11 protein-coding genes are annotated in these 12808 nt (G+C 34.0%); 1 reads left to right on the forward strand and 10 read right to left on the reverse strand.

What is annotated here, in order from left to right:
• Positions 1–30: 30 nt before the first annotated feature.
• From dgoD to P3U32_RS09790, 5 genes are read right to left on the reverse strand one after another with little or no spacing between them, the layout of a single operon-like run.
• Entirely contained in the window at positions 31–1179 is a 1149-nt protein-coding gene (gene dgoD, locus P3U32_RS09770) for a galactonate dehydratase (protein ID WP_323702950.1), read from the reverse strand.
• Between the two features lie 17 nt (positions 1180–1196).
• Positions 1197–1823 carry a bifunctional 4-hydroxy-2-oxoglutarate aldolase/2-dehydro-3-deoxy-phosphogluconate aldolase gene (locus P3U32_RS09775; protein WP_323702951.1) on the reverse strand — a complete coding sequence of 209 codons (627 nt, stop codon included), beginning with the start codon at positions 1821–1823 and terminating at the stop codon, positions 1197–1199.
• Between the two features lie 12 nt (positions 1824–1835).
• Positions 1836–2789: a sugar kinase gene (locus P3U32_RS09780; RefSeq protein ID WP_323704872.1), complete on the reverse strand. Its 954-nt coding sequence runs from the start codon at positions 2787–2789 to the stop codon at positions 1836–1838.
• Positions 2790–2810: 21 nt separating this feature from the next.
• Entirely contained in the window at positions 2811–3596 is a 786-nt protein-coding gene (locus P3U32_RS09785; RefSeq protein ID WP_323702952.1) for an SDR family NAD(P)-dependent oxidoreductase, read from the reverse strand.
• Positions 3597–3610: 14 nt separating this feature from the next.
• The gene (locus P3U32_RS09790) at positions 3611–4834 is read right to left on the reverse strand and encodes an ROK family transcriptional regulator (RefSeq protein WP_323702953.1); all 1224 of its coding nucleotides are present in this window, start codon (positions 4832–4834) and stop codon (positions 3611–3613) included.
• Positions 4835–5066: 232 nt separating this feature from the next.
• Between P3U32_RS09790 and P3U32_RS09795 the strand changes: the two genes are divergently transcribed.
• Positions 5067–6434, forward strand: coding sequence for a glucose transporter GlcP (locus P3U32_RS09795; protein ID WP_323702954.1), 1368 nt, complete (start codon positions 5067–5069; stop codon positions 6432–6434).
• Between the two features lie 208 nt (positions 6435–6642).
• On the opposite strand, the gene sufB is transcribed toward P3U32_RS09795, so the two are convergent.
• From sufB to sufC, 5 genes are read right to left on the reverse strand one after another with little or no spacing between them, the layout of a single operon-like run.
• Entirely contained in the window at positions 6643–8040 is a 1398-nt protein-coding gene (gene sufB / locus P3U32_RS09800) for a Fe-S cluster assembly protein SufB (protein WP_323702955.1), read from the reverse strand.
• 46 nt (positions 8041–8086) lie between these two features.
• Positions 8087–8527, reverse strand: coding sequence for a Fe-S cluster assembly sulfur transfer protein SufU (sufU, locus tag P3U32_RS09805; RefSeq protein WP_323702956.1), 441 nt, complete (start codon positions 8525–8527; stop codon positions 8087–8089).
• Positions 8517–9782 (reverse strand): cysteine desulfurase, encoded by a 1266-nt coding sequence (locus P3U32_RS09810; RefSeq protein WP_323704873.1) that lies wholly within the window; start codon positions 9780–9782, stop codon positions 8517–8519. Before P3U32_RS09810 ends, sufU begins: the two co-directional genes overlap by 11 nt.
• Before the next feature lie 2 nt (positions 9783–9784).
• Positions 9785–11101, reverse strand: coding sequence for a Fe-S cluster assembly protein SufD (gene sufD, locus P3U32_RS09815; protein WP_323702957.1), 1317 nt, complete (start codon positions 11099–11101; stop codon positions 9785–9787).
• Positions 11102–11136: 35 nt separating this feature from the next.
• Positions 11137–11916 (reverse strand): Fe-S cluster assembly ATPase SufC, encoded by a 780-nt coding sequence (sufC, locus tag P3U32_RS09820; RefSeq protein ID WP_323702958.1) that lies wholly within the window; start codon positions 11914–11916, stop codon positions 11137–11139.
• Positions 11917–12808 lie beyond the last annotated feature (892 nt).

Consider the following 12808-nt stretch of genomic DNA (forward strand, 5'->3'; position numbering starts at 1 on the left):
CTAATCTTATACGCTGTTTTTGTTTTTTCATCACCACTCTGCTATACTGCCATCTTTATGTCTCCATATTGGATTATGCCAATCATGTCCTACCTTTGCCATTTCTCGCACATGATCTTCATCAATTTCAATACCTAATCCTGGACCTTGTGGTATTTTCACTTGACCATTTTCAAATTCAAACACTTCTTTATTCTTAATGTAATCAAGTATATCGCTATCTTTATTGTAATGAATACCTAAACTTTGTTCTTGAATAAATGCATTGTGACTCGTCGCATCTACTTGTAAACATGAAGATAAAGCAATCGGCCCTAGTGGACAATGTGGTGCCGCACCTACATCATATGCTTCTGCCATAGAAATAATCTTTTTACATTCTGTAATTCCGCCTGCATGAGATAAATCAGGTTGTATGATATCTACAAATCCACTTTCAAGTATCGGTTTAAAGTCCCATCTTGAGAATAGTCGTTCGCCTAAAGCAATTGGGATTGTTGTCGTTTGACTAATTTCTCGAATCGCTTCTATATTTTCACTGAGTACAGGTTCTTCAATAAACATCGGTTTAAATGGTTCTAATTCTTTTGCCAATATTTTAGCCATTGGTTTATGCACTCTACCATGGAAATCAATACCTATTCCTAATTGATTCCCTACCGCTTCTCTTATACCTGCAACGCGTTCTACAACTTGATCGATTTTATCATAACTATCTACATATTGTAGTTCCTCTGTCGCATTCATCTTTATCGCTTCAAATCCATTTTCGTGTGCTTTTTTAGCTGCATTAACCGTATCTTGTGGACGATCTCCACCTATCCACGAATACACTTTGATTGAATCTCGACATGCACCGCCCATTAACTCATGTACGGGTGCTTGATAATATTTACCTTTAATATCCCATAGTGCTTGATCAATCCCAGAAATGGCACTCATTAAAATAGGTCCACCTCTATAAAAGCCACTTCGATACATCATATTCCAATGATCCTCTATCTTAAGTGGATCTTTACCGATGAGTTGTTTCATAAATTCATGTACAGCCGCTTCAACTGTAGCTGCTTTACCTTCTATTAATGGTTCACCCCATCCGGAAATACCTTCGTCAGTTGTTATTTTTAAAAATAACCATCTAGGTGGTAATTGAAATAATTCATAGTCTACAATCTTCATTCTTTACACGTCCTTTATTAATGTACTTTGTTATAGAATGCTTTTGCTGTTTGTTCTAAAGATTCAAAGTAAGCGTCGTTTGTTTCAGCTTTAGTATTGACGAGCGCACTGCCTAAGCCAACCCCCACTGCACCTGCTTTAATAAAATCACTTACATTATTTAAATCAACGCCACCTGTTGGTAACAATGGAATGTGTGGTAATGGACCTTGTAAATCTTTGATATAAGCTGGTCCTAAAGTCGTTGTAGGGAATACTTTAATAATATCCCCACCATATTCATATGCTTCTAATATTTCAGTAGGTGTCATTGCACCTGGAATACTAACTGCACCATATTTTTTACTCATTCTTATCGTTTCTTTATTAACTGTCGGCGATAAAATGAAAGTTGCCCCACTTAATATCGCTAATCGTGCAGTTTCAGGATCTAAGACAGTCCCAGCGCCTACAACTACTTTATCTTTCATCTCATTCGCTATTAATTCAATTGATTCTAATGCTTTTGGTGAATTCATCGTAACTTCTATCGCTTTAACCCCAGATTTATATAGACTTTTAACGATTGGTAATATATCATCTGGATTCGCATTTCTTATAATAGCAATCAACTTTGTTTCTTTAATTACATTTAACGTGTTCATGGAAAAGCCTCCTCATCTAATTACATCTTCAATATCATTTGAATCCTTCATTTGTTCTAAAGCTTCCAATGTAGGTAAACCTTCAACATCACCTTTAACAGTTGTGACAAGTGCACCTACGTTACATCCTTGTTCAACCGCTTCATTTAATGATAATCCGTTAATATAACCAGCAATAAAACCAGCAGCAAACCCATCACCTGCACCAACAGGATCGATAACATTTACTATTTTAGATGCTTGGGCATAGCCAGCTTCATTTTTATCTTTATAAAATGCACCTTTGCTCCCTAGCTTCACCACTACGGTTGATGCACCGAGTTCAATCATTTTATTCGCGATGATTTCTTCATCCGTGTCACCAAATAAAAATGCCCCTTCACTAATACCAGGTAGTACAATATCACTTAAAGCGATGATGTTTATTAAAGTTTCTCGTGCTTCATCTTCAGCCCATAATTTCAATCTTAAATTTGGATCAAAAATGATTTTTAAACCTAACTTTTTCGCTTCATCTATTAAATGAAAGATCATTTTTTTACAATTCTCACTTAATGCTGGCGTGATACCTGTAACATATAAGTATTTAAATTGAGCTACATAATCTAAATCGATATTCGCGTCTGTCATTTTACTAGCAGCAGAATTGCTTCTATAATAATGTACGCGTGTTTGATCTTGATTTAATTTCTCTTTTAGAAACAATCCAGTGGAAGCATCATTATTTAATGTAACGGAATCAACATTAATACCTTCACCTCTAACAAATGAAAGAATTTTATGACCTAATTCATCATTTCCAAGCTGGCTAATCCAACCTGATTTGACGCCTAATTTTTCTAAACCAATAAGTGTATTCGTTTCTGCACCTGCGATATGCGTTGTAAAATCATGTGCATATCGCATTGGTCCATCTTCTTTTGGAGAAAACACAATCATCGTTTCACCAATTGATAATACGTCCATCATTCCATCACGCCTTTCAAGTTAATAACCTTCAGCATTGTACAATCTTGCTGATAATCCACCATCTATAACTAAATGTTCGCCTGTCATCATTTCAGAATCATCTGAAGCGAGATATTGTGCTAACTTACCAATATCTTCAGGTTCATTGATTCTATGTGTAGCATGTAAATCAAGAACACCTTGTCTCACTTCTTCTTCGTTATCCATTGAATCGAACCAATTTTTTAAATGTGAGGTATTCGTAAATCCAGGACATATCGCATTCACACGTATACGATATTTCCCTAAACTCAACGCCATACCTCTCGTCATACCGTTTACGCCACCTTTTGCTGCTGCATACATATCCGTATCAGGCAACGTAGCTAGCGAGTGATTTGAAGAAATATTGATAATTGACCCTCCACCTTGACGTTTCATTTCTGGAATCACATGTTTAGAACATAAGAATGTACCTCTTAAATCAATATTAATAATTGAATCCCAATCTTCCACTGATGCTTCTTCTATTGATTTAAATACTGTAATACCTGCATTGTTTACAAGTGTATTAATTTGACCATAATGTTGAACCGTTTCTTCAATCATGTTGATAATACTTGCTTCTTTTGAAACATCTGTTTCTACAAAATAGGCATCCCCACCGTCTTTAATAATTTCTTCCACAGTTTCTCTGCCAAAAGATTCATCAATTGTTGCAACGACAATTTTCGCCCCTTTACTGCCGAGTTGTTTTGCTATGCCTTTTCCTATACCTTTACCAGCACCTGTAACTATTACAACTTGTTCGTTTAAATTTGCCATCGTTTTTTCTCCCCTTATTCATTATTCAAATTTGTTAACTTAAATGTCTCTTCAACAATTAATGACGATGCACCAATTGTATATAAATTTTTTCCTAATCCTGATGTTACGATGGGTGTATGCTTTGCATCATTGCCCATCACTTTTAACTGGATGATATCTTGAATGATTGGTATTAAAATCTCACTCATTGTTGTGATGCTTCCGCCCAGTACAATAAACTTTGGTCCAAATAAATTTATTAATATCGTAAATCCAAGTCCTAAATATTTACCGACATCACGTGCAATTGTGAGACATAATGAATCTCCTTCTTTAACTGCTTGATAAAAATGATTGATATTGAGTTCATCAATATCAGTGACACTTTGCATGACACTACTTTTCTCACCTAGTTTCAATTGGCGTTTTAAGTTTTTTAGAATTGCCTGTTCAGAAGTAAATGTTTCTAAACAACCATAATTACCACATGAGCATAATGGTCCATCAGGATCAATCGTCACATGTCCAATCTGTCCAGTGACGTGGTGAGCACCTTTTAAAATTGCACCTTGATTGATAATACTTGCACCTACACCGTAATCTACAAGGACGGATATAAAATTATTTTCATCTTGTCCTTGCCCAAACCACATTTCAGCTAATGCTGCACTATTACAATCATTATCGATCATGACATGTAGATTCGTAATCTTTTCTAAAATCGATTGAATCTCTATATTTCGCCAACCTAAATTTGGTGCAAATATATTCTTACCTTGTTTCGTATCAACAAGACCATGCATACCGACCCCTAAACCTAAAATGTCTATATTTTGTTCGATATAATGTGCAGTAATTTTATTTATTTGTTCTCCTAAATACGTAATCACTTGCTCAGGTTCATGTTGGGCATTAATTTCTATTTGTACTTCATACAATATTTCTGCTTTGAGATTACTCACTATGACGTTCGTTACATATGCGCCTATCTCTAATCCGATAATCAATTTCTGCTCTCTATTAATATCCAGTGGTATAGGTTGTCTACCTCTAACTTTCATATTCGTAGGTTTCTCTTCAATCCACCGTTCATCAATCAATAATGTAACTATTTCTGAAACTGATGGTCTTGAAAGTTGAATTCGATTTGCTATATCAACTCTTGATATCGGACCATGCTTTTGAATCGTTCTTAAAACAAGTTGCTTATTATAATCTTTCATTAAATTTACATTTATTCTTGAAGTTTGTTTCATGACCGTCCCCCTATACCTTTAAGTAACTTCAAATAACTAATCATTCTAGTTTTTTTATTTTACACTTGATTTTATTCTTGAAAAGGCTTACATTTATAATTAAATCAGATTAGTTAAATAAATACAACAGTTTTTAGTTATTTAAGATAATTAAATCTGATTACATAATTAAAACAAAGTTCGATAAATCGAAACAACATTGTCTTTTCCAAAACATAAGGGGGTAATAAACATGGAAACAAGTAGTTATAGAACAAAATTGATATTCTTCTTAGGGGCGCTAGGTGGTTTACTATACGGTTATGATACTGGGGTCATTTCAGGGGCGTTACTTTTCATCAAAAATGATATTCCACTGACTCATTTTACTGAAGGGCTCGTTGTTAGTTCAATGTTAGTTGGGGCAATATTTGGTTCAGGGGCAAGTGGTCCACTATCAGATAAACTCGGTCGTAGAAAATTAGTATTTATGATTGCCATCGTATTTATCATTGGTGCAATGATACTTTCATTTGCTCAATCAATGGTTGTACTCGTAATAGGTAGATTCATTATTGGTTTAGCAGTCGGTGGTTCAACGGCAATTGTGCCAGTATATCTTTCAGAAATGGCACCTACAGACTCACGCGGATCATTGAGTTCACTGAATCAGCTAATGATAACAATCGGTATACTCGTATCTTATTTAATAAACTATGCATTTGCAGATATGGAAGCATGGAGATGGATGGTCGGTTTAGCGGTCGTTCCTTCTGTAATACTTATGATTGGTGTTTATTTCATGCCAGAAAGTCCAAGATGGTTATTAGAACATAAAAGTGAAAGTGCAGCTAGAAAAGTTATGGCAATAACAAGAAATAAAAAAGAAATCGATAAAGAAATTGGTGAAATGAAAGAAATCATTCGTATTTCAGAAAGCACTTGGACTGTACTCAAATCCGTTTGGTTACGACCTGTCCTACTCATTGGATGTGTATTCGCCTTACTTCAACAAATCATAGGTATTAATGCCATTATTTATTATGCACCTACGATTTTTAGTAAAGCTGGATTAGGAGATGCTACTGCAATTTTAGGTACTGTAGGTATCGGATCAGTCAACGTTATCGTAACAATCTTTGCAGTGTATATATTAGATAAAGTAGATCGTAAAAAACTACTTGTTACAGGTAATATAGGTATGGTTTGCTCGTTATTGATAATGGCAACTTTATCATGGACAATTGGTTTAAATTCAACAATCGGTGCATGGATCATCGTCGTTTGTTTAACTTTATTCATCGTATTCTTCGCATTTACTTGGGGGCCAATACTTTGGATTGTGTTACCTGAACTATTCCCAATGAGAGCTAGAGGCGCGGCTACAGGAATTGCTACATTATCACTATCTATTGGTAGTTTATTAGTCGCACAGTTCTTCCCAATGCTTACATCAGTTATGGGTGTAGAACAAGTATTCCTTATCTTCGCATTCATCGGAGTTATCTCGATGATATTCGTTATTAAATACTTACCAGAAACAAGAGGACGTAGTTTAGAAGAAATAGAAGTTGATCTAAGAAACCGCACATCTAAAGCACAACTATCTGCGATTGATTAAAAAGAAATCTAGATAAAAAACGACAAAGTTTTCGACTTTGTCGTCTTTTTTATATGCTTATCGTTTAGTCTTCGTGCGATTGATACTGAATCGCACGATATCTCTTTCCTCCATAATACTTCCTCCTTCAATTCTATTTAAAATCAAAAAAAGTAGAAATTCCATCACTGGAATTTCTACTTTTTTTACTTTATTTAAATGAATATGATTAGCCGATTGAGCCTTCCATTTCAAATTTGATTAGACGGTTCATTTCAACTGCATATTCCATTGGTAATTCTTTAGTGAATGGTTCAATGAAGCCCATTACGATCATTTCAGTTGCTTCTTCTTCTGAAATACCACGGCTCATTAAGTAGAATAATTGTTCTTCTGATACTTTAGAAACTTTCGCTTCGTGTTCTAATGAAATGTTATCATTCATAATTTCATTATAAGGAATTGTATCTGAAGTTGATTCATTATCCATGATTAAAGTATCACATTCAATATTAGAACGTGCACCAGTTGCATTACGGCCAAAGTGAACTTGTCCACGGTATACAACTTTACCACCATTTTTAGAAATAGATTTTGATACTATTGTTGATGACGTATTTGGAGCTTTATGAATCATCTTAGCACCAGCATCTTGTACTTGGCCTTTACCTGCAAGTGCGATAGATAAAGTCATACCTCTTGCGCCTTCACCTAATAATACACATGATGGATATTTCATAGTTAACTTAGAACCTAAGTTACCATCAATCCATTCCATCGTACCATTCTCATAAACAAATGTACGTTTTGTAACTAAGTTAAATACGTTATTTGCCCAGTTTTGAATTGTTGTATAACGGCAGTATGCATCTTTTTTAACAATGATTTCAACTACAGCTGAGTGTAATGAATTCGTTGTATAAACTGGTGCTGTACAACCTTCTACGTAATGTACTGAAGAACCTTCATCAGCAATAATTAATGTTCTTTCAAATTGTCCCATGTTTTCAGAGTTAATTCTGAAGTACGCTTGTAACGGCGTTTCAAGTTTAACACCTTTAGGTACATAGATGAATGAACCACCTGACCATACAGCTGAGTTTAATGCTGAGAATTTATTGTCTGCAGCAGGAATTACTGAAGCAAAGTGTTCTTTGAATAGATCTTCATTCTCGCGTAAAGCTGAGTCAGTATCTTTAAAGATAATACCTTGTTCTTCTAAATCTTTTTCCATGTTATGGTAAACTACTTCTGATTCATACTGTGCTGATACACCAGCAAGGTATTTTTGTTCTGCTTCAGGAATACCTAATTTATCAAAAGTATTTTTAATTTCTTCAGGAACTTCATCCCATGAACGTTCTGAACGTTCTGATGGTTTAACATAATATGTGATTTCATCAAAGTTTAATTCTGATAAATCCCCACCCCACATTGGCATAGGCATTTTGTAGAATTGTTTTAATGATTTCAAACGAAAATCAAGCATCCATTGAGGTTCGTCTTTCATTTCAGATATTTTTTTAACGATTTCTTCAGTTAAACCTCTACCTGAACGGAAAATAGAAACGTCTTCATCATGGAAGCCATATTTATAATCTCCAACTTCTGGTGATTTTTTAGCCATTTTCTTCACTCCTCTATTATTATAGCGTTCATATCAATCGCATCTGTTACGCGTTATTTTGCTCTTTAGTTCCTTTTTCAAATGCTTTCCAAGCTAAAGTTGCACATTTAATACGAGCTGGGAATTTAGCTACACCAGATAAGGCTTCTATATCGCCCATCTCTTCACTAATATCGTACGTTTCACCGAGCATCATATTTGAGAACTCTTTACTCATTTCTAAAGCTTCTTCTATCGAATGGCCTTTTACTGCTTCAGTCATCATTGATGCACTAGACATCGAAATAGAGCAACCTTCACCTTCAAACTTAGCATCTTTAATAACATTATCTTCAACATCTAATGTTAAGCGGATGCGATCACCACAAGTAGGATTGTTCATATCTATAGTTAATGATCCATCTTCAAGAATCCCTTTATTTCTTGGATTTTTGTAATGGTCCATAATTACAGAACGGTATAGTTGATCTAAGTTATTAAAATTCATAAGAGAAAAACTCCTTCGCTCCATTTAGTGCCTGAACTAATTTATCAACATCTTCAGTAGTATTATAAATATAGAAACTCGCTCTCGCAGTTGAAGATTGATTTAACCATTTCATTAATGGTTGTGCACAGTGATGTCCAGCTCTTACTGCAACACCTTCAGAATCAAGCGCTGTTGCTAAGTCATGTGGATGCACGCCTTGAACATTAAAAGTGATTAAACCTGCTCTTTTATCTGGTGCTGGTCCATAAATATCTAATCCATCAATCTTAGACATTTCATTATATGCATACGTTACTAAATCATACTCATGTTGATGAATTTGGTCTAAACCGATTGAATCAATATATCTAATTGCTTCTGCTAATGCAATAGCTTCAGCAATCAATGGTGTACCCGCTTCAAATTTAGTCGGTAAATCTGTCCATGTTGCATCTTCCAAGCCAACAAAGTCAATCATATCTCCGCCAAATTCAATTGGTTCCATCTTATCTAATAATTCACGCTTGCCGTATAAAACACCGATACCTGTTGGTCCAAGCATTTTATGACCACTAAAGCTAAAGAAATCGACATCTAAATCTTGAACGTCCACTTGCATATGCGGCGCAGACTGTGCACCATCTACTGCAATAACAGCATTGTGTTTATGTGCTACTTCAGCAATATATTTAACATCATTGATTGTACCTAATACATTTGAAACGTGAGCGACTGCTACGATTTTTGTATTATCATTAATCGTGTTATCTATTGCTTCTTTCGCTAGTTCTCCACTTTCAGTCATTGGAATAAATTTAAGTGTTGCTCCTGTTCTTTTAGCAAGTTGTTGCCATGGCACAATGTTCGCATGATGCTCCATTTGTGTCACAACAATTTCATCACCAGCAGATACATTTGCATCTCCATAGCTATGTGCAACTAAATTGATGGCCGTTGTCGTACCTCTTGTAAATACAACTTCTTCAAAATATTGTGCATTAATAAATCTTCTAACTGTTTCACGTGCCTTTTCATAAGCATCTGTTGCAAGTGTACCAAGTGTATGAACGCCACGATGTACATTCGAATTATATCGATTATAGTAATCAGCGATACTCTCAGTAACTTGAATTGGTGTTTGACTAGTGGCTGATGAATCTAAGTACACTAGTTGTTTACCGTTTACTTGCTGTTCTAATATTGGAAAATCTTTTATAATTTTTTCTACATTAAATGTTGATTCGGCCACATTATCAGACCTTTCTGTGCCTATTTTTATATTTGTGTTGTTACTTTAAGTTCAATAACTTCACGTAATTGACGTTTAACGTCTTCAATTGGCAATGCAGATACAACTGGGTCTAGGAATCCGTGAATAACTAATCTTTCAGCTTCTTTACGTGAAATACCTCTACTCATTAAATAATATAATTGTGTTGGATCTACTCTACCTACTGAAGCAGCGTGTCCTGCAGTTACATCATCTTCGTCGATAAGTAATATAGGATTCGCATCTCCGCGGGCTTTTTCAGAAAGCATCAATACACGTGATTCTTGTTGTGCATCTGCTTTAGTTCCACCATGTTTAATATAACCAATACCATTAAATATAGAAGAAGCACTATCTTTCATAACTCCGTGTTTCAAGATATGTCCGTTAGACTCTTTACCATATTGAATGATTTGTGTTGTGAAGTTTTGTTTTTGAACGCCACGACCAACAACTACAGTTTTTAAGTTACTATTTGAGCGGTCACCCATTAAGTACGTTGTATTATCATTAATCGTACTACCATCATTCATTAAGCCTAAAGCCCAATCAATTGTTGCGTCAGCTTCAGCTGTACCGCGACGGATAATATGACCAGTGAAATCTTTATCCATAAAGTCAACTGCACCATAAGTGATATTTGAATTAGGTCCAGCAATCACTTCTGAAATAATGTTTAATTGACCGTTATTTGAAGATACTGTTGATAAATAGTTTTCAACGTAAGTTAATTCTGCACTTTCTTCAGTTACAATAATTGCATGATTGAAGAAACTTGCATCGCTATCATCATGAAGAACAACATATTGAATTGGTTCTTCAACAACAACGTTTTTAGGTACGTATACGAATACGCCGCCATTTACAAGTGCTGCATGTAATGCAGTTAATCTATGTTCGTCTACTTTGACAGCATCTGTCATGAAGTATTTTTGTACTAAATCGCTATTTTCAATTAAAGCTGTTTTTAAGTCTTTAATTACAACACCTTGTTCAGTTAACTTTTCATCTACTTTAGTAAAAGCAGGTGTATTATTATGTTGAACAATTAAGTTAGTAGCATTTTCAGTATCTATAATTTTTTGTACTGATTCTGGTAAATTTTCGATTGCGTCAAAAGTTTCACTTTCAACAACATGTTTATTAAAAGAATCGAAATCCCATTTGTCGATTTTTGTTTTATCTGGTTTAGGCATTTCTAATTGATCTAATTTTTGCAAACTTTCTTTTCTTAAATCAGTCATCCACTGAGGTTCATTCTGAGATGCTGAATAATTAACGATATCTTCAACGTTAATATTTAACTTTGTTTCAGTTGCCATTTATACTCCTCCTACTTAACTATATTTCCTATATATTACTCAGCATTAATTGTTTCGTCTTCAATATTAAGTTCTTCTTTAATCCATTCGTAACCTTCATTTTCAAGACGTTTCGCTAATTCTTCGCCACCTGATTTAACAACGCGACCTTGCATCATTACATGTACGAAGTCTGGTGTAATATAGTTTAATAGTCTTTGGTAGTGAGTGATGATTAAGCAACCAAATTCTTCTCCACGCATTTTGTTGATACCTTTAGATACAACTTTTAATGCATCGATATCTAAACCTGAGTCAATTTCATCTAAAATTGCAAACTTAGGTTCTAACATCATTAATTGAAGAATTTCATTACGTTTCTTCTCTCCACCTGAGAAACCTTCATTAAGATATCTTTGTGCCATATCTTGATCCATTTCTAATAGATCCATTTGTTTATCTAATTTCTTAATGAATTGCATAAGGTTGATTTCGTCGCCTTCTTCGCGTTTTGCATTAATAGCAGAACGTAAGAAATCAGCGTTTGTAACACCTGAAATCTCTGATGGGTATTGCATCGCAAGGAATAAACCTGCTTGAGCACGTTCATCAACTTCCATTTCTAATACATTTTCACCATCTAATAAAATTTCACCTTGTGTTACTTCATATTTAGGGTGACCCATAATTGCTGATGATAAAGTTGATTTACCAGTACCATTTGGTCCCATAATTGCATGAATTTCACCTTGTTGTATAGTTAAGTCTACACCTTTAAGAATTTTTTTACCTTCGATTTCTACGTGTAAATCTTTAATTTCTAATTTTGATGCCATATTATTTTTCCCTCCAGAGAATTTATTCACATTTAAAAAGATAACCCAATATTATCTTTTCTAGTTTATAATAATTTTAATGTAACGTCAAAGTTTGTTATGAATCTTTACCCTTAATATTATAACGTAGTTAAATAGTCAATTAAACACTTTCGCTCAATTTAAATAGAAGAAACACCACATCATAACCTTTTCTATGAAAACACATTCAAATGATAATCAATTCAATTCATTCTCAATTTATAACATTTCTAATACATCCATTTACAAGCGATTTAAGTTTCTTATATTATAATGAAAGATAAGCTACATACAGAAAGGAATAATCACATGGAACGTTATGAACAATTCGCATTTGTCATCAGTGCCATTTGTGCTTTTATACTATTATTAAATATTGTCGGCGTCACAAATTTGAATCACCTTTACCATTCACTCCTTACAGCCGTTACATTATTTAGCATAGCCACATTTAACATAAGAAAACATAAAATCATCGGAATCATTTTATATACACTCGGTATATTTATGTTGCTTTCCATTTTGTATGAGTAAAATTTTGAATGTAGGTTGAGATTTAAAGAGACAAAAAAGTTATAAGGCGGCTAATAATGAATCAAAGCAAAAATTTATTTTTCATAGCATTAATTTTTTTAATTTCAGTAATAACAATAATTATCGAATTTAACACTTCGTTTTCTGGCAGATTATCTTCTTTTTTATTCTTACAGTTTGTTTATTCGCTATTCTTAAATATATTTTTATTGAAATTCATCTTCTCGTTTGAAGTGATCACACATTTCTTCAACAGATTTAATATTTTCATTCAATATTTCATTTATATCATTTTATTCATTTCATCTATTTTCATTATCGTTAATTTAGATTTCAG

The organism is Mammaliicoccus sp. Dog046 (assembly GCF_034039665.1).
GTDB lineage: Bacteria > Bacillota > Bacilli > Staphylococcales > Staphylococcaceae > Mammaliicoccus.